This is a genomic window from Novosphingobium resinovorum (genome assembly GCF_001742225.1).
GTDB lineage: Bacteria > Pseudomonadota > Alphaproteobacteria > Sphingomonadales > Sphingomonadaceae > Novosphingobium > Novosphingobium resinovorum_A.
Genome location: NZ_CP017076.1, coordinates 1 through 25876, shown reverse-complemented (window position 1 = coordinate 25876; position 25876 = coordinate 1). Strand labels below are relative to the sequence as shown.

23 protein-coding genes, 3 pseudogenes and 1 riboswitch are annotated in these 25876 nt (G+C 64.1%); of the genes and pseudogenes, 9 read left to right on the top strand and 17 right to left on the bottom strand.

Going from position 1 to position 25876, the window contains the following annotated elements; genetic code table 11:
- Positions 1 to 260 precede the first annotated feature (260 nt).
- Entirely contained in the window at positions 261 to 725 is a 465-nt protein-coding gene (locus BES08_RS17850) for a helix-turn-helix domain-containing protein (RefSeq protein WP_036530605.1), read from the bottom strand.
- Between the two features lie 115 nt (positions 726 to 840).
- The gene (locus BES08_RS34725; protein ID WP_162177436.1) at positions 841 to 1170 is read right to left on the bottom strand and encodes a DUF5372 family protein; all 330 of its coding nucleotides are present in this window, start codon (positions 1168 to 1170) and stop codon (positions 841 to 843) included.
- Between the two features lie 101 nt (positions 1171 to 1271).
- On the opposite strand from BES08_RS34725, the gene BES08_RS34075 reads away from it, so the two are divergent.
- Both BES08_RS34075 and tnpC read left to right on the top strand, forming a co-directional pair.
- Positions 1272 to 1376: a hypothetical protein gene (locus tag BES08_RS34075; RefSeq protein ID WP_338043861.1), complete on the top strand. Its 105-nt coding sequence runs from the start codon at positions 1272 to 1274 to the stop codon at positions 1374 to 1376.
- 31 nt (positions 1377 to 1407) lie between these two features.
- Positions 1408 to 2777 (top strand): annotated as a pseudogene (gene tnpC, locus BES08_RS17845) (IS66 family transposase).
- Positions 2778 to 2837: 60 nt separating this feature from the next.
- On the opposite strand, the gene BES08_RS17840 reads toward tnpC, so the two are convergent.
- Both BES08_RS17840 and BES08_RS17835 read right to left on the bottom strand, forming a co-directional pair.
- Positions 2838 to 3449, bottom strand: coding sequence for a class GN sortase (locus BES08_RS17840; protein ID WP_036530602.1), 612 nt, complete (start codon positions 3447 to 3449; stop codon positions 2838 to 2840).
- Positions 3446 to 5593, bottom strand: a complete 2148-nt coding sequence (locus BES08_RS17835; protein WP_069709336.1) for a marine proteobacterial sortase target protein — start codon at positions 5591 to 5593, stop codon at positions 3446 to 3448. The genes BES08_RS17840 and BES08_RS17835 overlap by 4 nt, the downstream gene beginning before the upstream one ends.
- A gap of 156 nt (positions 5594 to 5749) precedes the next feature.
- On the opposite strand from BES08_RS17835, the gene BES08_RS17830 reads away from it, so the two are divergent.
- Positions 5750 to 6526, top strand: coding sequence for a helix-turn-helix domain-containing protein (locus tag BES08_RS17830; RefSeq protein WP_036530598.1), 777 nt, complete (start codon positions 5750 to 5752; stop codon positions 6524 to 6526).
- Between the two features lie 654 nt (positions 6527 to 7180).
- Here the strand turns inward: BES08_RS17830 and BES08_RS17825 are convergent.
- Both BES08_RS17825 and BES08_RS17820 read right to left on the bottom strand, forming a co-directional pair.
- On the bottom strand, positions 7181 to 7624 hold the full coding sequence (locus BES08_RS17825; protein ID WP_036530646.1) for an Lrp/AsnC family transcriptional regulator: 444 nt from the start codon (positions 7622 to 7624) through the stop codon (positions 7181 to 7183).
- Position 7625: 1 nt separating this feature from the next.
- Positions 7626 to 9566: an isoaspartyl peptidase/L-asparaginase gene (locus BES08_RS17820; protein WP_081799240.1), complete on the bottom strand. Its 1941-nt coding sequence runs from the start codon at positions 9564 to 9566 to the stop codon at positions 7626 to 7628.
- Between the two features lie 186 nt (positions 9567 to 9752).
- Between BES08_RS17820 and BES08_RS17815 the strand changes: the two genes are divergently transcribed.
- The 3 genes and pseudogenes from BES08_RS17815 (at position 9753) to BES08_RS17810 (ending at position 13572) form a co-directional block, all read left to right on the top strand.
- On the top strand, positions 9753 to 12572 hold the full coding sequence (locus BES08_RS17815) for a TonB-dependent receptor plug domain-containing protein (RefSeq protein WP_051587219.1): 2820 nt from the start codon (positions 9753 to 9755) through the stop codon (positions 12570 to 12572).
- 61 nt (positions 12573 to 12633) lie between these two features.
- Positions 12634 to 12830, top strand: a pseudogene (locus BES08_RS34070) (IS3 family transposase); the annotation flags it as partial.
- Positions 12831 to 13074: 244 nt separating this feature from the next.
- Positions 13075 to 13572, top strand: coding sequence for a fasciclin domain-containing protein (locus BES08_RS17810; RefSeq protein WP_231958265.1), 498 nt, complete (start codon positions 13075 to 13077; stop codon positions 13570 to 13572).
- Positions 13573 to 13814: 242 nt separating this feature from the next.
- Here the strand turns inward: BES08_RS17810 and BES08_RS17805 are convergent, their stop codons facing one another.
- On the bottom strand, positions 13815 to 14408 hold the full coding sequence (locus BES08_RS17805; RefSeq protein ID WP_069709335.1) for a TetR/AcrR family transcriptional regulator: 594 nt from the start codon (positions 14406 to 14408) through the stop codon (positions 13815 to 13817).
- Positions 14409 to 14493: 85 nt separating this feature from the next.
- Between BES08_RS17805 and BES08_RS17800 the strand changes: the two genes are divergently transcribed.
- Positions 14494 to 15336 (top strand): TauD/TfdA dioxygenase family protein, encoded by an 843-nt coding sequence (locus BES08_RS17800; protein WP_036530594.1) that lies wholly within the window; start codon positions 14494 to 14496, stop codon positions 15334 to 15336.
- A 210-nt stretch (positions 15337 to 15546) separates the two neighbouring features.
- Here the strand turns inward: BES08_RS17800 and cobF are convergent, their stop codons facing one another.
- From cobF to BES08_RS17780, 4 genes are read right to left on the bottom strand one after another with little or no spacing between them, the layout of a single operon-like run.
- On the bottom strand, positions 15547 to 16299 hold the full coding sequence (gene cobF / locus BES08_RS17795; RefSeq protein WP_036530592.1) for a precorrin-6A synthase (deacetylating): 753 nt from the start codon (positions 16297 to 16299) through the stop codon (positions 15547 to 15549).
- Positions 16296 to 17081: a precorrin-4 C(11)-methyltransferase gene (gene cobM, locus BES08_RS17790; RefSeq protein ID WP_036530590.1), complete on the bottom strand. Its 786-nt coding sequence runs from the start codon at positions 17079 to 17081 to the stop codon at positions 16296 to 16298. The genes cobF and cobM overlap by 4 nt, the downstream gene beginning before the upstream one ends.
- Positions 17078 to 17446 carry a cobalamin biosynthesis protein gene (locus tag BES08_RS17785; protein WP_036530638.1) on the bottom strand — a complete coding sequence of 123 codons (369 nt, stop codon included), beginning with the start codon at positions 17444 to 17446 and terminating at the stop codon, positions 17078 to 17080. Before BES08_RS17785 ends, cobM begins: the two co-directional genes overlap by 4 nt.
- Positions 17443 to 18651, bottom strand: a complete 1209-nt coding sequence (locus tag BES08_RS17780; protein WP_069709334.1) for a bifunctional cobalt-precorrin-7 (C(5))-methyltransferase/cobalt-precorrin-6B (C(15))-methyltransferase — start codon at positions 18649 to 18651, stop codon at positions 17443 to 17445. The genes BES08_RS17785 and BES08_RS17780 overlap by 4 nt, the downstream gene beginning before the upstream one ends.
- Between BES08_RS17780 and BES08_RS17775 the strand changes: the two genes are divergently transcribed.
- Positions 18650 to 19411 carry a cobalt-precorrin-6A reductase gene (locus BES08_RS17775; protein ID WP_036530587.1) on the top strand — a complete coding sequence of 254 codons (762 nt, stop codon included), beginning with the start codon at positions 18650 to 18652 and terminating at the stop codon, positions 19409 to 19411. The genes BES08_RS17780 and BES08_RS17775 overlap by 2 nt on opposite strands.
- Here the strand turns inward: BES08_RS17775 and cobJ are convergent.
- The 5 genes from cobJ to BES08_RS31905 all read right to left on the bottom strand — a co-directional run bounded on the left by cobJ (position 19375) and on the right by BES08_RS31905 (position 23515).
- On the bottom strand, positions 19375 to 20151 hold the full coding sequence (gene cobJ, locus BES08_RS17770) for a precorrin-3B C(17)-methyltransferase (RefSeq protein ID WP_036530586.1): 777 nt from the start codon (positions 20149 to 20151) through the stop codon (positions 19375 to 19377). The genes BES08_RS17775 and cobJ overlap by 37 nt on opposite strands.
- A complete protein-coding gene (gene cobI / locus BES08_RS17765) occupies positions 20148 to 20885 on the bottom strand; it encodes a precorrin-2 C(20)-methyltransferase (protein WP_036530585.1) in 738 nt (245 codons plus the stop codon). The genes cobJ and cobI overlap by 4 nt, the downstream gene beginning before the upstream one ends.
- Entirely contained in the window at positions 20882 to 21511 is a 630-nt protein-coding gene (locus BES08_RS17760; protein WP_036530583.1) for a precorrin-8X methylmutase, read from the bottom strand. Before BES08_RS17760 ends, cobI begins: the two co-directional genes overlap by 4 nt.
- On the bottom strand, positions 21511 to 22569 hold the full coding sequence (locus tag BES08_RS17755) for a ferredoxin-like domain-containing protein (RefSeq protein WP_231958263.1): 1059 nt from the start codon (positions 22567 to 22569) through the stop codon (positions 21511 to 21513). Before BES08_RS17755 ends, BES08_RS17760 begins: the two co-directional genes overlap by 1 nt.
- Positions 22570 to 22835: 266 nt before the next feature.
- A riboswitch (cobalamin riboswitch) is annotated at positions 22836 to 23051 on the bottom strand.
- Positions 23052 to 23290: 239 nt separating this feature from the next.
- Positions 23291 to 23515 carry an FAD-binding protein gene (locus tag BES08_RS31905; RefSeq protein ID WP_231958261.1) on the bottom strand — a complete coding sequence of 75 codons (225 nt, stop codon included), beginning with the start codon at positions 23513 to 23515 and terminating at the stop codon, positions 23291 to 23293.
- Between the two features lie 1542 nt (positions 23516 to 25057).
- Here BES08_RS31905 and BES08_RS31900 point away from each other — a divergent pair.
- A complete protein-coding gene (locus BES08_RS31900; protein ID WP_036530571.1) occupies positions 25058 to 25456 on the top strand; it encodes a hypothetical protein in 399 nt (132 codons plus the stop codon).
- Positions 25457 to 25496: 40 nt separating this feature from the next.
- Here BES08_RS31900 and BES08_RS17745 read toward each other — a convergent pair.
- Positions 25497 to 25811: pseudogene (locus BES08_RS17745) on the bottom strand (transposase); the annotation flags it as partial.
- Positions 25812 to 25876: the final 65 nt, after the last annotated feature.

The following is a 25876-nucleotide window of genomic DNA, read 5'->3' as shown; positions in this document are numbered from 1 at the left end:
GAGCAGGTGGATGACTGTGCGCTTCTCGGAAGACTCATCGGCGATTGGCAGGCCAACAACTGGCATGGCAGCGCATGAGGCTTGGCAAGGCGCATGCAAGATCGCGCGAACCCAAGCCCACGTCCCGCGATGCAAAAGGATAGTAAGGCCGCTGCGCGCCTCTACGGGCAAAGCGGTCCCGAGGGCCGCCGCGCGCAAGATTTCGTATCGCTCTGTGGTCCGGCCCTCCAACCCCGGGTGCCGTTGCGCGCCGGTGCCGGCTACGCAGTTTTTTTTACACCGAGCGCCCGCTCGATAGTTCTTGGGTGGACGTCGAGGCCGAACTTCGTCCGGATACGGTCCGTCAGCTCGCGCGCCCGGATCGGTTCGCCTGGGACGACTTGTTCCTTGAGGAACGCCAGCACATCGCCTTGGAGCTTGTGTGGTCCGCGTGGCCCGCGTTTTCTCGGCACCAGGCCGCTCAGACCCGCTTCGTCGAAGTCTGCCCTGGCCTGATAGAAGGTCGGGCGGGAGACACCATATTCGTCGGACGCCTCCGTCACCGACATCTTGTCGGCGGACACGCGCCGCAGCATCTCGTATTTCACTTGCACGATGTCGCGCGGATCGAAGAAGCCGCCCTCCTGGAATTTTGGATCGCTCACCTTTTCCGGCGCCGGATTGAGGGTGCCTTCCTCGGCCAGGACATTCGCTTTTGATCGCTTGTGCTCGATCCTGTCCGGCACCTGCAGCCTCCAACCTTAGCTTAATCGTTGTAATATACAATATGCCGCATATGAATAAATCGTCAAGCCGGCGAACGCATATGATTCGGCCAAAAATGGCAAATAAATCAGCCACTCAGCGCAGTCTCCATGGCATCTGCGGCGTCTTTTCCTTTACATTTGCGGCATAATTACCCTTACGCCTTTTCGCTCTCGTCTCTGTTCGTTGAGACATGAGTTGGGCCACCAGCTCGCTGAGCGCTAACAGATCGGTAAGGCCGCACAGGGCGCGCCCGCCTCCCGCGACAACCTCCAAATCAAGAGTTGCCGCATCGGTCCATTGCGGCGGAACGGAGCAGATCTGGGCGTCATCAAATCGCAGCAGCCACCGCTTGCCCGCCCGGTTGCCGCGCTTCGCAATGCATACGCCGCACTGTCCGGAATATGGATGAAAGGGATGGGTCACCGTTACAAGGTGCGGCGAGGCCGGGGATATCCCTGCATTTCTGACTGAGGTACAAGAGGCTGGAGTCCGGCGGGTTCAAGTGGCCAGCGATCCAGGATGGCGTGATGCGCCTGACAGCAGCCCAACTGGGTGCCTTGCTCGAGGGTCTGGACTGGCGCCGGGTGCATGGTGGACGCCGCCCGATTGCACCGCAGATTGCCGGTTGACGCGGGGTTCTGCTCCTGATTCACTGCCTGCATGCTCATGGAAGCGGACCTTCCCAGCGACGTCGAAGCGCTCCGCGCGCTCGTACTCAAACAAGCCCGCGAGCTTGATGCGCTCAAACTTTTCCAGGCCGAGGTCGAGCGCCTGAAGGCGATCATCGAAGCCCTGCAACGGCACCGGTTCGGCCGCCGTTCCGAGCGGCTCGACCCCGATCAGTTCGAGCTTGCCCTTGAGGAGGTCGAGACCGCTCTCGCCGAGGCCCAGCACGCCCTGGACAAGGCAAACAGGGCACCTGCGGATCGCCCGCGCAAGGCCAACCGGGGCTCGCTGCCTGCTCATCTGGAGCGGATCGAACAGGTCGTCGACATCGAAGATAAGGCATGCCCGTGCTGTCGCGGCGCGCTCCACCAGATCGGTGAGGACGTAGCCGAGCGTCTCGACGTCGTGCCGATCACCTTCCGCTTTACCGTCAGGCGCAAATCTACGCCCGTCAGGGCATCCAGCTGGATCGCTCGACCCTGGCGGACTGGGTGGGCCGGGCGGCCTGGTATTTGCGCCCCTTGCGCGATCATATCCTGGAGCGATTGCGACGATCCGAGCGGCTGTTTGCTGACGAGACGACCGCACCGGTGCTCGATCCAGGTCGGGGCCGGACCAAGACCGGCCAGCTCTGGGCCTATGCCCGCGACGATCGACCGTGGGGTGGTGATGGTCCGCCCATGGTGGCCTATGTTTATGCACCCGACCGCAAGGGCGAGCGGGCGGAAACACATCTGGGCGACTTCGCCGGCATCCTGCAGGTCGATGGCTTTGGCGGCTATGCCGCCCTGGCCAAGCGCCGACAGCAGGTGAGCCTGGCTTTCTGCTGGGCACATGTGAGGCGTAAATTCTACGAGTTGGCCGATAGCTCACCGGTCGCGACCGAGGTACTGCGCCGGGTCGCCATGCTCTACGCAATCGAGGACGAGGTTCGCAGCACCTCGGCAGAGCACCGCCGCGCCGTGCGCGCCGAACAGGCACGCGTCATCGTGGATGATCTGCACATCTACCTCGAGGCACGACTTCGTCAGGTCAGCGCCAAAAGCAAGCTCGCCGATGCCATCCGCTACGCGCTCACCCGCTGGCCCGGCCTGTCACTGTTCCTCGATGACGGCCGCGTCGAGATGGATTCCCACACCGTCGAGCGGTCGATCCGTCCGCTGGCTCTCAATCGCAAGAACGCGCTCTTCGCAGGCTCTGGCGAGGGCGGCGACAACTGGGCGGTCATCGCCACGCTGGTCGAAAACTGCAAGATCGCCGGCATCAACCCGCATACCTGGCTGACCGAGGCGCTCACCAAGCTCGCTAAGGGTCATCCAACAAACGCCGTTAGCGATCTCATGCCCTGGACCGCCGTGGGTTGAGAACATCGCTTACGATCAAATCTGGGGCGCTAGGTGTAAACGGTACGGGAAGGAAGGCATTTACAGCGACTCGGTATGGACAACATAGCGCCAAGGACCGCTGCGGATCGCGTCGAAAGGATAGCAGGTCGCAAGGTCAAGCCGTTCGCCCATTGAATCATCCGGCGGAGCATAGCGGTCCCACCGCACGATGCTCGTACCGGTCACTCGGTAGCGCAGCAGCGCCCCCTCGCGCGTCTGAAGGGTGACAAAATCACCTGTGCGCATGTCATGCAGAAATCTGAAATGTGTGTCGCGGTGAGCGGCTATAACGGCGGTGCCGGCGTGCCCTGGCATTGCCCCGGCCGGGAGCAGCGTCGGGCCGAAAGCGAGGGCTTGGCCCGATCCTCCGCCGAGAACGATGCGCGTCACGCCCAGCCTTGCAACAGATAGACGCGCGACCGGCGCGGTATCGGCCCAGGGCCAGGGCCTGCGGGGCCGGTGGTCGACAAGACTCGCCTCGAAGGCATGGTCCAGCAGTTCTTGTGCGACCGCTGCCTTGGTGGGTATGTACAGCCCCCTGCCGATTTCGACCATTCCGCCCAGGCATAACGCCAGCAACAGGGTCGCCGCGACGCCGTGCCCGCAAAGGGCCTCTTTCGAACGGCGCGCAAGCTTGCCGGCGCGGCTCACGCCGCCCTCTGGCGCAGCAGGCAGGCGAAACCGGCAAGGCTCGCGAGCAAGAGGGCTAGGCCCCGGCCGAGCAGACCGAGAAAACCGGTGCCTGTCTGGGGCAGTTCCAGCGCCGCAGCCTGCATCGCGGCGCTATCGCCCGAACCTTGTGGATCAGCGACGTCCGAAGCAGCACCCTGGCCGAAGAGAGTGTCGAAGTCCCAGCCCGCCGGAAGGTTGATCGGCAGTTCCTCACGCGTCAGACGGGCGCCGGCGGGCCGAGACGGTGTTTCGTCGACCGCGACGAGGCTGGTGCGACTGGTGACGATGGTGCTTTCCATGCCGATCCGTTCGACTTCGGCATCGGCCTGTTCGTCTTCCAGTTTGCCGAGCGCGCGGTCTGCCTCGATGTCGCTGATGCGGCTGCGGGCCCAGACTTTTTCTATGGCCGGGCTAGGCAGAGCGCTCGCCAGATCGACACGTCGCTCCCACGCCTTGCCGCCGATCGTGCCGCTCACGGTCAGGGTGCCCGAAAGGTGGTCGGTACGCCCCACCAGCACCAGCGGCCTGCCGGCATAGACGTCCGGAAGGCGCGAGGGGGTGAGCTCGAGCGAACCGCCTTCAACCCGCACGGAGAGGTCGCGCACTGCGGGATGGCTGAGCACGTCGAGCAGCGGCATCATCTTGGCGGTGACTTCCCCCGAGGCGCCGATATGCGTGTAGAGCCCCCCGCCGATCGTCGACATGCGCTCCATCAGGTAGTCGTTTGGCGCCGAGCCTATACCGACCATGAAGACATGGCTGCGGCCCCCATCGGCGCCGATCGCGGCTACCATCTCGCGCTCGTTGGAGATTTCCCCGTCGGTCAGGAACACGATCTGGCGCAGGATGGATGGATCGCTCCCGCCACCGGTCGCGGCATCCGCCAGCGCCGCCTTGAGCGCGGGCAGCATCTCCGTTCCGCCCTGCGCCTCCAGCGATCCGGCGAAGCGCCGGGCGAGATCGACCTGGTCAGGCGTGGCGGCGACGCTGTGGTCGAACAGCCGAGTCATAGTATCGTCGAAGCGGATCACGTTGAAGTGGTCCTGCGGTCGCAGCGTACCCAGCGCATGGAGCAGGCTGGCCTTGGCCTCTTCCATCGAATCGCCGCCCATCGAGCCGCTGTTGTCGATCACGAACACCATCTCGCGCGGAGGTGTCGGCAGCGAGGAGGTGTCGGCGGGCGGGGTCACCGAGGCCATCACGTAATCGCCCTTGGCGGTATGCTGCGCAAACAGGCCAAGTGTCGGATCGGCGGAGGCGGAGCGCCATTCCAGAACGAAGTCCCGGTCCGCCGGGACTCTGCCGTCCAGCTTGATCGTGCGATCGCCGAGTGGACCGGTGATATTGACGCGGTGGTAGCGGCTGATGAGGTTGGCGACCTCGAAACCGGGGGCGAGACGGATCGCAATCGACGTCGGGTTGACCGTTTCTCCAAGTCCCGGAGTGAGCACCGGGGCGGCGGTGACGGCATTAGCATCGGCCACGGCATCCACCGTTCCCAGCGTGTGCGGCGGTGTATAACGCGGGCCGGCGATCAGCGGCAGTCGGAGCGAGAAGGTGCCGTTGGCCTGGCCTACCGGGGCCTGGTACTCGATAGCGATCAGCACCGTCTCGCCCGGGCCGACGTTGGCGACCATGGTGGTGAACATGTTGGGTCGCTGCTGCTCGACGAGGCCCGCCTTGCGCCCGCTCGCTTTCGCCGCCTCGTAAGTGGCGCGGGCCTTTTCGCGGGGCTCTATGTGGCCGACGATCACGCGCTGGCCTACCACCATCCTGAGCGAATCCACCGCACCGTCCTGCGGCAGTGGATAAAGGTAGCTGGCCTCCATCCACTTGCCCGAGGTGTTGCGGAACGCCTGGACCACGCGCACGCGGGCCGTCTGACCGGTCACGGTCACGTCGATGTCGGTGCCGAGGCGCACGGCGGGCATGCTCCGGACGATGCCTTGGCCACGCAGCATCAGGGTGCCGGTGGCGGGCCCCTCATCGCCCGAAGCGTCGTCGGAGGCGCTCTCGTCGGCAGCGGCCACGGTGGTTGCGTCAACGGCAAGCGCAATGGGAGCCCCGAAGGCCAGCACGGCGGCGGGGATCAGGGCGCGACGGAGAGAGAGTGAATGCGGCATCGGATGGCTCCTGCGACTGGGGAGCCCACCCTCTATGCGCAGGGCGGTGCACACAGCCACGAGCAGTTTCAGCCGGTTCCTGCCGAGCCTTGCGCACGGCGACGCAAACTAGCGGAAGGATTGACGCAATGTGCGGATATGTGCGCATATGTACGCATGGACACGACCCTAGGAGATGACCGGCCAGACGCCGAGGGCCTCTCAGTAGAAAGCGCCGAGACCGCGCGGCGCGTACGCGAGGAAATCGCCCGGCGCCGTTTGTCGCGCCAGGCGCTGGCGGACATGGCGCGCATCAGCCTATCGACGCTGGAAAAAGCTCTGGCGGGCAAACGGGCCTTCACGCTCGCCACACTCCTGCGGATCGAGGAAGCGCTGGGCGTCAGCCTTCGTCCCGGCTCTGCGCCAGTGGCGCCGACCGGCGGTGACGTCGCGCCCGAGGCGATGGGGGCTTACGCCCGCTCGGCCGTGACCTGGCTGGAGGGATGCTATCTCACCGTCCGGCCCAGCTTCGGCACCGCAGGCGGCCTGTTCGCATACCTGACGACGATCCGCTGGGTTGCGGAGAGAGCCTGCCTCGGCTTTGCTGAATCGGGCCGTTCGGATTCCCGGTTCGAGCAGGCCGGTCAGATTTCCATGCCCAACCTCTCGGGCCACATCTATCTCGTCACCAACGAGCAGGGGCAGTACCGCCTCGCCATCCTGTCGCGCCCGACGATCGATGGCGGACTGTTCGGCATCCTGACGACCCTCGAAGTGGGCCATGGCTCGCAGCTGGTGCCGGCCGCTGCGCCCATCGCCTTGCGCAAACTGCGCGATGGGGAGGACGCACCGCTTGGCCTGATCACGCCCGACATGCTCTATTTTGCAGAATATCGGGAGATGCTGGACCGCTCGATCGAAGGCGACTTCGCCCGCCTGCACGTTCCCGGATGAGCCGGGCCATGCCGATGGGCCGCTTTCAGAAATGGATGTCGATGTAGTTTGTCAGGCCGCCGCACCATTCCAACTCGCGCAGGCGATAGTATGGCCGCCTTCGGGTGACCGCGGTGATCAAGGTCTTCGTGTTCGATGGCTCGGGCTTGCCAGCCTACTACGGATCGCTTCCGTCTTGGCACTAGGCTCAGACTGATCAGGATCGGCTAGTTTTACAGCCGCAGTTTGTAGAGCGGCAGGTAGGACCGGTGAGATTATACCGGTTCGCGCCATTCAGCAGTATCGTGAGTGCCAGCTTGGTCCCACGAACCGGTTCAACCGCACTGAAACCCACCCTTTCGGCCACAATGTAGCAAAGCCTCTACAGCCGTAAGAAAGGCGAGTTTTTTTTAAGTCCGACCCTTCCCGGTCGTTCAGCAGCGAATTTTGCGCTACCAGGTGAGGACCGGCAGCTTTCCCGTTCATGATGCCTTGGCCTGACCGATTCCAGAATGACAGGTTCCGGCGATATAACTAGTAATTGCCGCCCTTCCCGATCTGAATGACTGACCGGCTGACGCCGGTAGGATCACGAGGCGGGGCTCAAGCCAGTATCTGATTGAAGTCGGAGGGGTTCCTCCTCGAAAGAGGATTTTAAACACCTAGGCAATGCTCCTACCGCTCCAGCTTGGTCGCCAGGATCACGCTGGTGCTGGTCCGCTCGATCCCTTCCAGCATGCCGATATCGTCGATCAGGTCGTTCAGATGGCGGCTGTCTTCTGCCTCCAGCATGGCGATGATATCATATTCGCCGCTGATCGCGTGGACGGCCTGCACCCGCGCAATATGTTCCAGCGCGCTTTCCACCTCGCGATGCCAGCGCGGGGCGGTCTTGATCATCATGTGGGCGCGGATGCGGCCTGCGGCATAAGCCTCGCCCAGCCGCACGGTATAGCCCGCGACGATGCCCGCCTCTTCCAGCCGGGCAAGGCGCGAGTAGAGCTGGCCGCGCGGGATCGTCAGTTCCTTGGCTAGTTGCGCGATCGGCAGGCGGGCGTCCCGCCGGAGCAGGGCCAGCAGGCTTTCGTCGGTTTCGTCAAGCCGGACGCCGGATTGCAAGTCAATCTCCCGGTCGTTCATCCGCGTAGATCGCCGTTGCGGCCGTACCGCCTGCGGCAATGCGCCCACGATACATGCCAAGGTCGTTGATGGCAAACGCAGGGGCGCCATCCGACCCCATGGCGATCAGCCCGCCGTCGCCGCCGATCGCGCCCACCGCCATGATCGTCGCCTGCGCGGCCTCGGCCAGCGGCTGCTTCAGATAGCCGACCCGGTCGCAGACTTGCCGCGCAGCGCTTTCGCGGATGAAGTATTCGCCCGAGCCGGTGGCGGAAACCGCGCACTGGCCGTTCTTTGCATACGTACCCGCGCCGATGATCGGCGAATCGCCCACGCGGCCCCAGCGCTTGCCGTTCATGCCGCCAGTGGAGGTGGCGGCGGCAAGGTTGCCGTCCGCGTCCAGCGCCACCGCGCCTACGGTGCCGAACAGGTGAGTACGGTCAAGCGCGGCCTGATGCGTCTTTTTCCACGTCAGGAACTGCTGCCAGCGCGCCTCGGTGCGGAACCATGAGGGATCGACCTGCTCCAGCCCCTGATCTTTCGAAAAGGCATCGGCGCCCGCGCCCATCAGCATTACGTGCGGGCTATGGTCCATCACTGCGCGCGCCGCGTCTACCGGGTGGCGGGTGCGGGTGATCCCCGCCACGGCACCGGCTTTCAGCGTGGCGCCGTCCATGATCGCGGAATCGAGTTCGTTGCGGCCCTCGGCAGTGAACACTGCGCCGCGCCCGGCGTTGAACATAGGGTCGTCCTCCAGCACCCGCACCGCAGCTTCGACGGCGTCGAGTGAGGCGCCGCCCTTGTCGAGCACTGCCGCGCCCGCGCGCAGGGCGGCATCCAGACCGGCGCGATAGGCCTTTTCCTTGTCAGGCGTCAGGTCGCCGCGCTCGATCACCCCGGCGCCGCCGTGGATGGCGAGCGACCAGAGCGGCACCTGCACCAGCGAGCCGCCCGTCACCGCATAGTTGCGCACGAACGTCGGCGCATCGACCTTGCCCGAGGGCAGGTGCACGACAGAGCCTGCACCGATTCCGGTCACGCGCACGCGATGGGCCTGCAGTGGCCCGCTGGTCGCTGTGCCGCGCAGGCCGTCCCCGTTGACCAGCCATGCGCCGCCATCGGGCGCGGTGGCGTAGATGCGCCCGCTGCCGTCCGCCTCCACCGCGATCGCTGCGCTTTCATCGACGCCGAGGCCGAGCAGCGCCGGATCGTCCGGCGCCCGCCCGACCTGCGCCTTGGCGAGGAAGGCAAACAGGCGCCCCAGCCGGTCGCGCTCCTTGAAATGGGTGTCGGTGATCACGCCCTTGAGCGCGGCGAGGTGGAGGAAATCGCTCTCGATCGTGTTGGCTGACCCGTGCGGGTCGGGCAGGGCCTCGGCGCTGGTGATGCTGCCGCCGTCCATCGCGCCGTAGAGCTTCTCGCCCAGCATCGCGAGGCCCGCGCTGGTGCCGCCCAGCGGCTTGCCCGACGCGACATGGGCGTCCAGCGCCTCTGCCACGGGGGTGCCGCGCCAGTACCGGACATAGCGTGACTGGTCGCCGCCCGCGATGAAGATGCCGTCGGCGCGGCGCAGCGCGGCGATAATCTTCGGATCGTAGGCGGCCTTGCGGTCGGTAAATACGAAGGTCTCGGCAGAGCGGATGCCGCCGATCTGCTTGTAGAATTCCTCGCCGATCTGGCCGCCCAGCGAGGCGCGCAGGATGACGATATGGCCGCCGCCCGCATGGCCGAAGAACCACTTCATGGCATCGTTGTTGCGATCGCCGCCGCCCATCAGCAGCAGCCCGCCTTCGTGCGTCGTGGCGGCGGACGCATCGACATCGCCCAACACGTAACGCTTATATCCAGGCGCGGCGAGCGCAGGCGCGGCGGCGAACAGGGCACCGGCTCCGGCACCGAGGAAGAGAGCACTGGCGAGCTTGCAGGGCGAGGAGAACTTCATCCGTAAGGCCTTTCGGGACAATCGGCGTCCCGAAGGACCTGCGACATTTTGCGCACAGCAGACTGCAATATGTGGCAACAAAATGTCAAACTGATTGAGAATTTCCGCAAAATGTGGTTTCTCAAGCGAAAGGCCGGGTAATGGGGCGCGCAGGGGGCGGGTCCGCCACCGGCTCATGGGGGCTCAATGAATTCTGGTTCGCGCCGTCGCCGTCATGTTCTGACGCTGGGTTGCAGCATCGCCGCGATGTGCTCGCCCGCACTTGCCATGGCGCAGGAACTCGGCACCGCGCCCGAGCCTGCCGCGGAAGAAAGCGGCTCGATCATCGTTACCGGATCGCGCATCCCGCGCGTCTCCAGCGAAGGGCCCGCGCCCGTCACGGTGATCAATTCGCAGACGATCCTGCAGAACGGCTACGCCAGCGTTCCCGACATCCTGCGCGCCGTCACTCAGAACGGCGGCGAGACGCAGAGCCAGCAGTCGTTCAGCGGCGCCAGCTTCACCCCCGGCGCGCAGCAGGTGGACCTTCGCGGCCTTGGCCCCAACCACACGCTGGTGCTGGTCAACGGTCGCCGCATCGCCGACTTCCCGCTGCCGTTCCAGGGCCGCAGCAACTTCACCGACATCTCGAACATCCCGGTCAGCCTGATCGAGCAGGTCGAAGTGCTGAGCGGCAGCGCGTCCGCCATCTACGGCTCGGACGCGATCGCGGGCGTCATCAACTTCAAGCTCAAGGACAAGGTGGACGGCACCACCATCGACTATCGCCACGGCCGCACCGAGCACGGCGGCGGCATGTCGCACCGCCTTTCGGTGACGAGCGGCTGGTCGACTGACCGCTTCCACATCGTGGGCGGCGTTGAATACATGCTCCAGCGTCCGCTGTGGGCCTACCAGCGCAAGATCCAGGACAGCACGGCGGACAACCCGACCACTTCGAGCACGCTCGCCCGCCGTACTTTCCTGCGCTACGATCCCGATGCGGACGAATACGTCGATCCGGGCGCCTCGACCTGCGCGGGCCTGTCCTATCTCAACGGTGGCTCCACCTATTACGCCTCGCGTCCGCGCTACGGAGCCTACGATGACGATCTTGAGGATTACGGTCCGGGCTACTTCTGCGGCAGCAACACCTCGATCGGCTATGGCACCGTGCTGTCGCGGCGCGAGGGCTTCAACAGCTATGCCTCGGCCGGATATGAACTGTCCGACAAGGCAGAGCTGTTCATCGACGCGCAGTTCGGCATCAGCAAGGTGGCGCTGATGTCCGACGTGCTGGACTGGGGTTTCCAGAACAGCTCGGGCAGCAGCGACACCACGTTCTACAACGCCTACGACAATCGCCTCGATGACTGGTATCGCCAGTTCACGCCCGAGGAGTCGGGCGGTTTTGCTAACACCATGACCCGCAACCGCCAGACCACGTTCAGCGTGACGCCGGGCATCAAGGGCAAGCTGTCGGACAAGTGGTCCTACGAGGTCTCGTTCAACCACAGCGAATACCGCGCCAAGGTGGAATTCCCGCAGGTCATCGCGTCGAAGGCGAACGCGCTGTTCTTGGGCGAGCAGATTGGCACCGACGAGGACAGCGGCTATCCGATCTTCGACGCCGATCCCTCGCGTCTCTACAACCCGCTGACCCGCTCGGAATACGACAGCATCACCGCTTACTCGGTCTATCGGCCCAAGAGCTGGACCGACAACCTGCAGGCCACGCTGACGAGCACCAGTCTGTTCGATCTGCCCGCGGGGCCGGTGGGTTTCGCGGTGGTCGCCGAAGGCGGCAAGCAGGGCTACGATCTCAACCCCGATCCGCTGGCGCTGACCGACTATTATTATGGCCTCAAGGACAGCGACGGCCACGGTTCGCGCAGCCACTGGGCGCTGGGCGGCGAAGTCCGCGTGCCGGTGACGACCTTCCTGCAGCTGTCGGGTGCGGCGCGCTATGACGGTTTCCGCTTTGCGGGCAACACCATCGGCAAGCTGACCTACAACGGCGGCGTCGAGATCCGCCCGATGTCCACGCTGCTGCTTCGCGCCGCCTATGGCACCGGCTTCCGCGCGCCCGACCTGCATTACGTCTTCACTGGTCCGGGCAATACCCACCCCTCGGGCACCGATTACTACCTGTGCCGCACCGAGGAGCCCGACGAGGATATCGGCGACTGCTCCTATTCGGACGAGGGCATCGTCGCCCAGCGCAACGGCAACCGGAATCTCAAGCCCGAGACCAGCAAGTCGATCAATGCCGGCATAGTCTGGCAGCCGCATCGCATGTTTGACGTTTCGGTCGATTACTTCCGCGTCTCGCTGTCGAACCAGGTGCAGGACCTTTCGATCGACCAGTTGCTGCGCGACGAGGCCGACTGCCGCATCGGCGAGACCAATTCTGGCAGCGCGGTCGATATCAATTCGCCCACCTGTCAGGATGCGCTTGCCCGTGTGCACCGTTTCACCAGCGGGGTGAGCGAAGGTGAACTGGACTCCGTCTCGGTCAACCCGATCAACATCGCGCACGAGAAGACCAGCGGCATTGACGTGGCGATCCACGCCAACCTGCCGACTGCTGACTTCGGCACGTTCTCGCTTTCGGCCTCGCACACGCATGTGTTCAAGCACAGCTTCCGCCAGTATCCGGGTGACGCTTCGATCAACAAGTTGGCCTACGACAGCGGCTATTACCTGCCGCGTGACAAATCGACCGCAAGCGTGACCTGGAACCTCGAACAGCTGACCTGGACGGTGTCGGGAACGCGGCTGGGCAAGCTGCCCAACTATGACGAGGACGCCTATATCAAGGCGAGCTACCTGTTCAACACCAGCGTCCAGTACGACTTCACCGACCACTTGCGCGGCTCGCTGACAGTGAACAACGTGCTCGATACCAATCCGGTGAAGGACAATACCTACGCCAGCTATCCCTATTATGACATCAGCTGGTTCGACAGCGTCGGCCGCTCGATCTATCTGCAGATGACGTGGAAGCTGGGCGGGAAGGGCTTCTAACCCTCCATTCTGTCCGAATAAGAACTAGTCATCCCCGCGCAGGCGGGAATCATTGGTCAGCAGGGGGGTGATCAGGGGCAAGCCGGTGCTCACGACGTTTGCCGACACGGCGGAACCGTGCCCCGCTTGACCAAGTCAAACGCCAGTTCCATGTCCCGGCGCCGGACATGCTATGGGTCTCCGACCTAACGCTGGGCGGGGTTCGTCTACGTCGCCTTCGTGATCGATATCTATGCCCGTTACATCGTGGGTTTTCGAACGCGGTTGCATCTCCTGAGCCATGTGCGGGTTCCGGATGCTCGCTTGCGCGGCATACTGGGCACCGGTGCCCCAACTTGCAAGCGCTGCACGAGAACGCTTGCCTGCGCTGAAATAGGCACGCCTTTGCGCGTCTCAGCCGCTGTCACCGCCTCGTCATGGTGGGCCTACGCATCGAGCGCGGTTGCTGCAGCCTTTTCGCGGGCACTCTGCGCCAGTTCAACCTCTTGCGTGGCATTTGCAAATGCGCGCCCCGTCGGACTCGCCCTTGCCTGAGCCTGGCCGAAGATCGCTTGCGAATGCGCCTGCCTCGCGCGTTCGAAAACCAGAAGGGCAGCTTTGTGGTCGGCTTGACGTTCGCCAGCATCGAACAAAACCTGCTTGTGGCGGCTCTGGTCCGTTCACCGTCTTCGCGCCCACCAACGCTGCGTTCGCCAAGCTGCCCAAGGGCACCGTGGATTCGCTGCTGAAGCCTGAAAACAAGGCGATGCTCATGAAAGTTCTGACCTATCACGTCGTCGCGGGACGCATGACCGTCGCCGGCATCGCTGCCAACGCCAAGGCCCACGGCGGGAAAGCCATGCTGAAGACGGTCGAAGGCGAGAATCTGACCGCCTGGAAGGACAAGGCTGGAGCTTGGTGGCTCACCGACGCGAAGGGCGGCAAGGCGAAGATCACCATCGCCAACGTTATGCAGTCGAACGGTGTAATCCACGTGGTCGACACCGTGCTGATACCCTAACCAAGATATGAACGAGGCATGGGGATTGTGAAACGTTGGCCCGCATCCCCATGCATCGCCTGCATACTTCCAAGCGACAGGATTTTCGAAGCCATGACTTCGAGCGCCTTTCCCCTGGACCGCCGCGCCTTTACGTCAGTAGGTGCGCTTGCCCTGCTCAGTGAAACGATGCCACCTAGCATGGCGAAGGCAGGCTAATTTTTGATAAGGTATGCTGCACATCCGCCCCATCTGCCGCCGCCTCAGGTGAGCGAGTTCCCATCCCGCAACCACGCCAGCAGCCAGTCCACGAAGCCTCGCACCTCGGCGTGGCCTCGGGTGATGCCGACACGCTCCTCATTCGCCAATGTGCGCGCGATACCGACCAGCATCATCGCCAGCGCCTCTGGCGGCAGCACAGCGCTGTCCACGCCCGCGCGCTCCAGCGCACCCGCCAACGCCGCCGCCTGCACGTCGCGCGCTTCCTCGGTGCGAACTGCGATCAGCGGCTTGATCGTCTTGCGGTGATTGGCAAGCGCGATGAACTCCACGCCCAGCGCGGACTGTGCCCAACCCGCCTGATATTCCCACAATGCCGTCACCGGATCGCCGCAGCCCAGTATCTGGCCCAGCTCCGCCACCTGCCGTTCCGTCATGCGGCGGTGCAGGTCCACGAACAGATTATCCGTTTCCGGATAATAATAATGGACGAGCGATGCTGTTAGCCCCGCCTCTTTTGCAACGCGCCGCGTACTGACGGCGGCGTAACCCTCTGTCCGCATCAACGCCTCAGTGGCGTCAAGGATCAGCGTCCTCGTCTCGGCGGGCTCGCGCCTTATGCGTTTCTTCTCGCTCACTCTACCCCGTTGACAGATCGTTGATCACTACTAAACACGTGTTCAATAGCAGATCAAAGCTTGGTTATAAAGGTAAGCGAAAAACATGTCTTTCGCCATCGAACCAATCACCTCCGGCCTTGGCGCCTTCGTCCACGTCCGCGCTGAAGATGTGCTGGCGCCCGGCGTGTCCGAGAAAGTGCTGGAGGCGCTCAACCGCTATAATGTGCTGGTCTTCCCGCAGATTCATATGAGCGACGAGACCTTTGCCGCTTTTACTGCCGCGATGGGCGACCAGCATGACCTGTCCGTCACTGCGGACAGTTCCGCCGCCAGCGACAAGGGCATATATCGCATCGCCCTCGATAAGGACGACACGACGCAGCTCGATTATGTGAAAGGCAATGATTATTGGCACATGGACGGCACAGTGTACGACACGCCGGGCAAGGCCACGCTGCTGAAATGTGAAAGCCCGCCAGCCGCGGGCGGTGACACCGAATTCGCCAATCTCTTCGCCGCATGGGATGCCATGCCGCAGGAGCGCAGGCGCGAGTTGGAAGGCAAGCGCGTCGTCCATTGCCTCGCGGCCGTCGGCCGCCTCATGTACGCGCAGCCCAGCGATGCGGATTATGCCCGTTGGGACAGCATCTTCCCGCCAACCGAACATCCGCTTGTCTGGCACCAGAAGGACGGTCGCACTTCACTCCTGATCGGCTCCACTGCCGACACCATGGTGGGGATGGATCGGGATGCAGGTCGGGCGTTCCTCGACGACCTGCTCGACTGGGCCACCTCCGCCCCGTTCACCTATCGCCACCGCTGGCAAAAGGGCGACCTCGTGATCTTCAACAACCCAGGCCTTCTCCACCGATCCCATCCCTACACGGAGGCGGCAGGCCGCGTCATGCATCGCACTACGCTCAAAGGGCGTGAGATCATCGCATAGTGCGGACCCCGCCCTTTCTCTAGCGACCCATTGTTGCCGTACAACAGCCAGTTTCCCCCACCCAGATACAGTCGGTCCGCTTACCCTCTCTGGATACCCAGGTTGGCGAGATGGCGACCGACCGGTGTTGAGCGACGGGCAAGAATTGCTGGATTTGATACGGCTACTCTTGCGTTGCGTGAACGGTTGAAACCGACGCCAATGCAGGCCTCAGGCAATTTTGCGCAGAAGATAGATGTCCATGATCCAGCCATGTTCCTGGCGTAGTGCGGATCGCCGCTGCATGATGTCATCACCGATCTGCGCCAGCCGCCCCGATATTAACGCCTCATGCTCCATCCCGAGACAAGCACCCCACCATATCTCGAACTCCGAGCCATCCAGCGTCTGGAACGCCCCGCCTTCGTCCAGCATGACGACGATGGACGTGGCATCGCCCGGCCATCCGTGCGCGCGTAGCAGCCGGCCAGTCGTTATCGTTACAGCTTCGGCCAGCTGGTTCAGCGGAATGGCGTGCGCCGCCGTCAGCGCATGAAGGCTGGAGATGCCCGGCACCACGCGAATGTCAATCGCCATGCCGCCACCGATAAGCCGCCCCGCGATGCGCAGGGTGCTGTCGTAAAGCGAGGGATCCCCCCAGACCAGCAAGGCCAACCTGCCGCCTTCAGGCAGATGCAGCGCCATCTGCTTTGCCCAGGCTGCGGCGATGGCGTTATGCCACGACTGCACGGCATTGATGTATTCACCCCCGGCATCGCGGGTCGGGAGGTCGAATTCCACCACGCGCACCGGTTGGGTCAGTACGGCATCGCAAATGGTGCGCCGCACATCGAGCAGGCCGGATTTCTCGCTACCCTTGCGTGGCAGCAGGATCAGGTCCGCCCCGTTCATGGTGCGGATCGCCTGAACGGTCAGGTGCTCGGGATTGCCGGTGCCGATGCCGATGAGATCAAGCCGGATCACTCGACGGAACCGGCATAGCGCGACCCGGCATGCTGCGGCCGAAAGCGGCGGTCGTAATCCTTGGCGTAGAGGCTGCTTTCGCCGAAGTCCTCCGCCGCCAGTACGCGCCCGACGAGGATCAGCGCGGTCCGCTCCATGCTTCCGGCGACGGCGGCCTCGATCGTTTTCAGCGTTGCGCGCACGATCCGCTGGTCTGGCCAGCTTGCCCGCCACACGACCGCGACAGGGCAATCGGCGCCATAGACCGGCGCAAGATCGGCCACGACCCGCTCAAGATTGTGGACCGACAGATGGATCGCCAGCGTGGCACCTGTCGCAGCGAAGTTGGTAAGGTTTTCGGTGGGCGGCATCGTGCTCGCACGGCCAGGGGTCCGGGTCAGGACGAGCGATTGCGCCAGTGCAGGAAGCGTAAGCTCCGCTTCGAGTGCGGCGGCCGCAGCGGCGAAGGCCGGTACTCCCGGTGTGACGGTAAAGGGAATGTCCAGCGCGCGCAGGCGGCGCAGTTGCTCCCCCATCGCCGACCACACGGACAAGTCCCCCGAATGCAGCCGCGCAACATCGTGTCCCGCCGCATGAGCCTCGGCGATCTCGGCGATGATGGCATCGAGGTCCATTGGCGCGGTGTTGACGATGCGCGCGCCCGGCGGGCAATGCTCCAGCACTTGCGCAGGCACCAGCGACCCCGCGTAGAGGCAGATTGGGCTGGCCGCGATCAGGTCCCTGCCGCGCAGTGTCAGAAGGTCAGGCGCGCCGGGACCGGCGCCGATGAAATGAACGGTCATTCGGAAACTCCCATAGCTATGGCGCATGTCGCCATGCGGTCGCGTGAGATGTGGCGGGGGCCTGCCAAAGCCGCGGCGGCGCCTTCGAAAGCGGCAAGCGCGCTGGCTTCGGCGACGCTTCCCACGCCCCTTGCGGCCTGTGCGGCAGTGGAAACGGTCAGGGTGTGGACTTGGGCCAGTCGTTCAGGCGGTACGGCGATTACCGGCAAGTCCAGCAGGTTGGCCAATTCGGCAAGAGCCTGCGCCTTGTCGGCCACGGTAGCGATATGCGTGACCGGCGGAACGCCTTCGCGCGCCTGCTGATAGGCCGATATCAGCGAGAAGACATCGGCCTCTAAACGAAAGCCGAACCCTGCGACGATCACAGCGCCACGCTCCACTGAACAACCGGATAGCGGGACCGCCAGCCTCGGCGGGAACCCAGCGGCGCGGCATCTGCCAGTTCTATGCGCAGAAGACTGCCGCCTCGCTCTCCATGCCAGTGGGCGAGCAAGGCTTCGGACTCCAGCGTGACAGCATTGGCAACCAGCCTTGTGCCAGTAGGAAGGCGTTGCCATAAGATTTCGAGCAACGTATCCGACAAGCCCCCGCCAACGAAAACTGCGTCCGGCGAAGGTCCTTGCGGCAATACTTGCGGCGCACGGCCAATGACGAGTTCCAGACGATCCACGCCCAAAGCCAGAGCATTCGCCTTCGCACGCTCGGCCCGCATGCTGTCTGCCTCGACGGCGCAGGCCGTGTTGGCCGGGTGCGCCAGAAGCCATTCAATGGAAACAGAACCGGACCCTGCCCCGATGTCCCACAAGTGCTCGCCGGGGCGAGGTGCCAATGCACTCAACGTCAGCGCCCGTAACGGACTCTTGGTGATCTGGCCGTCATGATCGAAGAGATCATCGGGCAACCCACTGCTCACCGGTAAGGCGCATCCTGCTCCGGCGACGGCGATGCCTACCGCCACCGGATGCTGGATGTCATCGAAATGCTGCGCCTGCGCGACGACACTGCGCACACGCTCGCGCGGACCACCCAGCGCTTCCAGCACATGAAGCGTGGAGGCACCAAAACCACGTTCGACCAGATAGCCGGCCAGCTTTGCCACTGCGCCACCATCGCGCACCAGCACCAAGAGGCGACGCCCCGTCGCAAGGTGAGGACGCAGCCGCTGCACCGGCGCGGCATGGAGGCCAAGGCAGGCGCAGTCCTGCAACGCCCAGCCCAACCGCGCCGCCGCCAGTCCGAAAGTCGAGGGAGCCGGATGCGCGATCCATTCGCCCGGATCGAGATCGCGCGTCAGGCTGCTCCCTGCGCCGAACCAGAACGGATCGCCGGAAACAAGCGCCACCACCTTGCGCCCGCGCTCTGCCATCAGAAGCGGCAAGCCATCGCTGAAGGGCACTGGCCATTGTCGGCTTGGCGCACTAAGCCCCGACAGCAGGGCAAGGTGGCGGGCCGCGCCCATAACCAGTTCCGCCTGCTCCAACGCCTTGCGGCTTGCCGCGCTCAGTCCGTCCACCGCATCCTCGCCGATGCCCACGATGGTCAACCAGGGGGAAGCGCTTGTGTCAGCCATGCCGAATATCCTGCTGCTGGGCGGCACCACCGAAGCAAGCGCCCTCGCCCGCCTGCTGGCCGAGCATGGCATTACTGCCATGCTGAGCTATGCCGGACGCACGGAGAACCCGCGCGCCCAGCCCGTACCAACGCGCATCGGGGGCTTTGGGGGCGTGGCCGGGCTGGCCGCATACTTGCGCGATCATCGCGTGACACATCTGGTGGACGCCACTCACCCTTTCGCCGCGACAATGAGCGTGCATGCTCTGAAGGCGGCGCGTCTTGCGGGAGTTCCTCATGCCGCGCTCACCCGTCCGGTTTGGCAGCCGGCACCGGGGGACAAGTGGAGCAGCACGCCTGATATTGCCAGCGCCGTCGAAGCCCTTTCCGGACCGCCGCGTCGGATTATGCTCGCCCTTGGCCGGATGCATGTGGAGGCTTTCGGCGCCCGGCCAGAGCACCACTATCTGCTGCGTTTCGTCGATACGCCAAGCCAGCCCCCTGCCCTGCCCCATCATACCCTCGTCGTCGATTGCGGGCCGTTTACCGTCGATAATGACACCCGCCTTCTGCGCGACCATGCGATCGACCTTGTGGTCTGCAAGAACGCGGGTGGCAGCGGCGCTGAGGCCAAGCTGGTTGCCGCACGCAATCTCGGCTTGTCGGTGCTGATGATCGAGCGGCCGAAGCTGCCCGCCCGCACCGAGTTCCTCCGCCCAGGAGAGGTGCTCGACTGGATCGGTCATACGCCATCGTCCGGAACCGATCGCGGCGTGTAGAGAATCGGCGGCCCCGGTCGTTCAATCAATCGCGTGCGGCTCGACCCGACGATCACCACGGTGCGCATGTCGGCCATATCCGCGCTGGCTTGCCCCAGTGGGACGATCCGCAGCGTTTCCTCCGGCGTAGACACTGCGTGGGCGAACAGGATGAGGCGTTCGTGGCCGCAGGCGTCGCGCAGCACTTCCAGAACTCTTGCGAAGCCCTCCGGCCTTGCCCGCGATCGCGGATTGTAGAACGCCATGGCAAAGTCCGCTTCCGCCGCTAATCTCAGGCGTCGCTCGATCACGCTCCACGGCTTGAGGTTGTCGGAGAGGTTGATCGCGCAGAAATCATGCCCCAGCGGCGCACCGGCCCGCGCGGCAGCGGCGAGCATGGCGGTAATCCCCGGCAGCACGCGGATGTCGAGGTCAAGCCACAATTGCGGCCCCGCTTCCAGTGCCTCGAACAGCGCAGAGGCCATGGCGAAAACCCCCGGATCGCCGGAGGACACAACGACAACCCTGCGCCCCCGCGCTGCAAGATCGAGCGCAAACGCTGCCCGGTCCAGTTCCACGCGGTTGTCGGAAGGATGCAGCGTCAACCCCGGACGCGGGGCCACTCGCGCAACATAGGGAATGTAGCCGACCACGTCAGTCGCATCGGCCAGAACTGCGGTCACTTCGGGCGTCACCAAAGCCTCGTTGCCCGGCCCTAACCCGACGACCACAACCCATCCTCGCTCGACAGCCCTTGTCATGGACGCCGCCCCTGTCCGTGGATCAGCAGGATCGAGAAATAAGGCGCGACCTCTTGCGCATCGACCAGTCGCGTTACGCTCTGCCCCGGCATTGCGGCGTGTTCGACGAGCCATGCGGCCTGCTCGCGCCCGGCTGCGGCTACTGCACGGCGCAGCTTGGGCAAATTGCGGCCGATCTTCATGACGACAAGGGCATCGGTATCACGGATGCGCCGCACCAGTTCCTCTTCGGGCAGCGTCGCCATCGCCACCGTCAGCACATCATCGCCCCAGGTGATCGGCACGCCCGTGGCGTTCCATGCGCCCGCCATGCCGGTGATTCCGGGAACTACCTCCACCGGAATCTGGCCCGACAGGCGGCTGTGAAGGTGCATGAACGATCCGTAGAAGAACGGATCGCCTTCGCACAGCACCACTACGTCTTCTCCGCTGCGGGTCGCCGCCAGCAGCCGGTCGGTGCATTCGGCATAGAAGTCCGAAAGGCAGGCGTTGTAGCGCGGATCGGCCAGTGGGATCTCGGTGGTGACCGGGTATTCCATGGCGATCTCGACCGCGTCGGCGCGCAGCAGACCCTGCGCAATGCGGCGAGCGTGGCCGGAGCGGCCCTTCTTGCGGAAATAGGCGATCTGCCGGGTGCCGCGCACCAATCGATCCGCGCGCACGCTCATGAGGTCTTCCGCGCCGGGACCAAGGCCGACGCCGTGAACCGTCCCGTACTTCTCTGACCCGCTCATTCGGCGCGGCTCGCAAGGGCGTTGACTGCGGCGACGGTGATAGCGCTGCCACCAAGGCGACCTGCGACGATGCAGCAGGGAACAGGTGCCTCCGCCCACAAGGCGTCCTTGGATTCGGCAGCCCCCACAAAGCCCACCGGACAGCCGATGATCGCCGCCGGGCGTGGGCAAGCTGGGTCCTGCAGCATGTTGAGCAAGTGAAACAATGCCGTAGGCGCATTGCCGATGGCCACCACTGCGCCTGCCAGATGCGGCCGCCACAATTCCAGCGCGGCGGCAGAGCGCGTATTGCCCATGACGCGCGCCATTTCCGGCACTTCGGGGTTCGCCAGTGTGCAGATCACCCGGTTGTCGGCAGGCAGACGCGCTCTGGTCACGCCTTCGGACACCATGCGCGCATCGCACAAGATCGGCGCGCCTGCGACCAGCGCCTTGCGCGCAGCCAAGGCGAAACCGTCCGAAAAACGGATATACGCCTCGAGCCCCACCATGCCTGCCGCATGAATCATCCGTACCGCGACAGGCTCTTCCTCGGCATCGAAGCGCGCGAGATCGGCCTCGGCACGGATGATGGCGAAGGACTGGCGATAGATCGCGGCGCCGTCCTTCTCGTAGACATGCGGCATCAGGAAGCTCCAAGGCGGGCGAGAATTTCGGCGCTGTCCAGCCCTCGGTACAGCGGTTCGGCATCGGCACGGGCACCGAAAGCAAGATCGTAGCGCCCGCTGCGGCCCGTCACCGTCACATCGGCAGGCAGCGGACTGGCGCAGCCCTTCGCGCAGCCGGAGACATGCAGACGCCCCCGCACGACCGGCGCGAGCTGGCGCGCCAGATCGCGCGTCTCCACGCTGGCTTGTGGGCATGTGGGCGCTCCGGGGCAGGCATCGACGCGCAGCAACGGGTCGGCAGGGTCAGTCAAAAGGCCGGGAACGTCGAGCAAGGATGCACCTTCGACAAGGAGCACTCGCCAAGGCGTCAGGCGCAGCCCGGTAACGCCTAAGCGCTGCATCAGGGCCAGCAAAGTCCGGGCTTCAATGCGACCGAATGGCAGGCCATAAGCAACGTGTCCGCGGCCCTCACCCGGTGCAAGCGACGCGGGAGAAGAGGCTGGCCGCGTATCGCCCATGGCCCAAACAGGCAAAGGAGCGCCGTGCCGGACCATCCGCTTGGCCTGAACGCCTCCGCTGTCGACGAACCATCGGGCGAGCGCCAGCAGGGCATCGACCTCTCTCCCAATAGTGAGGCGCACACCTTCGGCACGTCCATCAGCACGCAGTACCAAGGTGCCATCGCAGCCGCGCTCTACACGAAAATCGCCCGCTTCGCAGGCCACCGCCGAAACTTCTCCGGCGTCGATGACGAAACCGACTTTGCCGGGCAACTGTGGGAACTCCGTCAGCCGGTCACGCAGTTCATTCGCAATTCGCACGGTGTCGTCGCCCGCCTGCCATTCCGGAGCGACGAGGATGTTCCGGCGGCCCTCCCGCTCACCATCGCGATCGACAAGGCTCAATGTACACAGGCACTCCAGCAGAGCGGGCCACTGCGCCTCGCTCACACCGCGGATCTGCAGGTTGGCGCGTCGTGTCAGGTCTATCAGGCCGCTGCCATGCGTCAGCGCCGCCTCGCACAAGGCCACCGCTTGCGTAGCGCTCATCCGGCCAAGGTGCGGCTTGACCCGCATCAGCAGCCCATCGCCCGCCGCCATCGGATGCCAGGCATCGGGGCACCAACCCCTTATCACTCCCTCTCCCTGCGCCCTCACAGCCATCCCACCCCGTGCACCGGACCGAAACGAGGATAGGGCTTGCCGACGACAGCCGACCGACGCGGGCCGACGGGCGGGCGCAACAGGCACCCGGCGACACGCGCACGTGCAGCCCCAGCCGCACAGCTTCGTCGCCCAGACGGAAGAACAACCGTGCCGTGACCATCCCCTGGACCAAGGCAAGAGCGACCAGTGCGCCGGCAGGTCTCCTGGCTCGCGGGTCACGGCTTGATGCACGCCTTCCCGGACTTTGCAGCCCAGTGGCTGCCCTTTCGAAAGGGCCAGTGCATCGCGCTACCCGCTTACAGTTGCAGGGACAGCCGCGGATTTGGGGGCAAGCCCCCGCACCGCATTCCCGATTGAGCCCCGTCAGGGGCACCGGCGCGATCATGTTTTACAGTTGGAAACCAATTGCAAAGCCGCCCTTACAGTGATCCAGCGCATGCACAAGGTGCAATAGCTTTTCATCGCTACGTATGAACCGACCCATTCCGGCCGCTCAGCGGCCAATTTTTCGCTACTAGGTTCGGAAAGTCCGGTTTCTTATCATGGTGCCCATGGCTCGCCGTAGATGGGGCCAAGTCGCGGGCAGCAAAGTGCATCAGCAATCTGCTTCCCCTTATCGGCGCTGGATATCTCAGTGATTGGAAATATGCTCTCCCAAATGACGTCCAGCGATGTAACCGAAGGTCATGCTTGACCCTAATGTGCCGCCCGCTCCGCCGTAGACGTCGCCCAGCACCGCCGCCATCGCGTTGCCCGTAGCGTAAAGACCGGGGATCGGGTTGCCGCTCCAGCCGATAACCTGAGCTTCGGCGTTGGTCTTGCGACCGCCTGCAGTGCCCAGCCCGCCAGCTTCCATCTTGACCGCGAAGTACGGCCCCTGATCGATCTTGCCCAAAGTGCGGAACGGCGCTTCGAATGCGGTATCGCCCCACATATAAAAGTTACTTCAGCTTGAACTCGAGTTTGCGAAGCGTCCCCGAGAACCGGCTGCTCGCGATCGTGTAGTCGCAGTTTACCGGGGTGATGGTGTCCATGCCGACGTCGAACCCCTCGGTATGAGACATCCAGCCCCCGGATCGTACGCCCGATCCGCCCGCTGCCGACCGGCTTACCATCGATGCTGATCGTCAGCGTGCCGCCCGAGCCCAGCTCCTGCTTGTCCGCTTGGAAAGCCGCAGTCAGGCTATGGTGACCTGCCGCAACCGGCTGCGCCGCGCGGATGGTGAACTGGTCCGTCCCCACCGCATTGTAGTGGAACACCGGCACCCCGTCCTTCAGGTAGAAGGCATAGCCGCCGAAGCGCCCGCCCTGCGTCACCAGCACGCCTTGCGCTCCTGCGGGCAGATCCACGTCGGCGTCGATCGTGAAGGATTTGCCGATGGTGTGCGGCGCGGCGTCCTCGTTCAGATGGCTGAGCGGGGCGAGATAGGTGAACTCGGTGCGGTTGCCGCCAAGCGTCGGACGGCCCTCTGCACCCTGGCTGTAGTCGTGGATCGGCAGGATGTTGTTCGCCGCCGCCTCCTTCCAGAACAGATCCTGCAGTTCCTTGAGCTTCGCCGGGTTCTTCGCTGCAAGGTCGTTGGCGGTGGTGAAGTCCTTGTCGAGATTGAACAGGGTCCACTTGCGGTTCTCCGGGCCGACGCCAAGCTTGCGGTCCTCGCCCACGCCCACTTCCCACGCCATGCGCTTGGGCAAGGTGCCCGCCATCCAGCCATCGTGGTAGATGCCGAAGTTCTCCATCATCTCGTAGACTTGCGTGCGCCGCGCGGAAGGGGCCTTGGGCGCCGCGAAGCTGTAGGCAAGGCTGATGCCGTCGATCGGCTGCTGCTTCACGCCCTGCACGGTTTCGGGCGCCTTGACGCCTGCCGCCTCAAGGATCGTCGGCGCGACGTCGCTGACATGGGCGTACTGGCTGCGGAAGGTGCCGCCGTCGCGGATGCGTGCGGGCCATGACACGACCATGCCGTTGCGCGTGCCGCCCGCCTGCGAAGCGATCTGCTTCCACCACGGATAGGGGCTGTTCATCGCCCAGGCCCATGCAGCGTTGAAGTGGTTGTAGACGTAAGGCCTGACCGCGCCGCCAGCCGCGCCGCCGCTCTCGAACACATTCGCCGCCTACGCCGCACCTGGCCTCCGGGGTGGACCTTCGATCGGGAGGACGCCAACGAGCGCGACTGCTGAGACGTAAGATGGCTCCAGGCATTATCGGGGTCATACAACCGTGCCATTACAGCCAAGGCCAGCGATGAGATTCGAACTCGCACCTCACATTGTGGGGACCGCCTCTAAGTAACAGTATTCGCCATTCTCCTACTCTGAGCGGCGATCTTTGATATGGATTTCGGTCAGGCCGCCCGCGCCGCTTTGCAGACACTGGCCCATTGTGACAGAGTTCAGAATGCGCTTGTTCGTTGCATCGATCGTCATCTTATTCGTCGTTGCTTGCGGCAAAGCCGATCGTCCTGAAATTGAGAAAATCGAGATCAGGCAATCAGGCTGGCAATCTGAGGATGTGACCATAGCCTCCACGGGCCTCGGCAATTATCATATCAGCGAGCCTTACCCCGAAGGGCAAAGTGGCACCTTCAAAATGACGCACGAGCAGTTCGTGAGCTTGTTATCCAGTCTTGAGCCGTACCGGGCCGAAGCAGAAGCTTATACCGACGAGAGCGCTTTGCGCTTTATCAAGAACCCGTGCCCACCCAAAGTGACGTGGTCCCGCCTTCTTGGACAGTTTGGCGGCGGAGTTAAGCTAATCCCATTTGTCGTTCATGCCGCCATTTTGGTTATGAGATGATGGGGGCATGCCCCCCATCATCTGATTGCGCGATCCGCCCATAGGCCTCTGCCGGGGTTTGTCCGGCCAGACCCGAGTGCGGCCTCAAGGTGTTGTAAAAGGTAATCCACCGGGCAAGACCAGATCCGGTTTCGAAGGCATGGAGATAGGCACACTCGTACTTCAGGGATCGCCAGAGGCGCTCGATGAAGACGTTGTCCATCCACCGTCCCCGACCGTCCATGCTGATGCGGACTTCGGCCTCGCGTAGCACGCTGGTGAAGGCGAAGCTGGTGAACTGGCTACCTTGATCGGTGTTGAAGATTTCCGGCTTGCCGAACAGGGCCAGCGCCTCTTCCAGTGCCGCGACGCAGAAGCCGGGACTGTCAGGAATTCCGTGTGTGAGCGGGCATAATGGGTAAGAAGGAGACCCTGTATGCC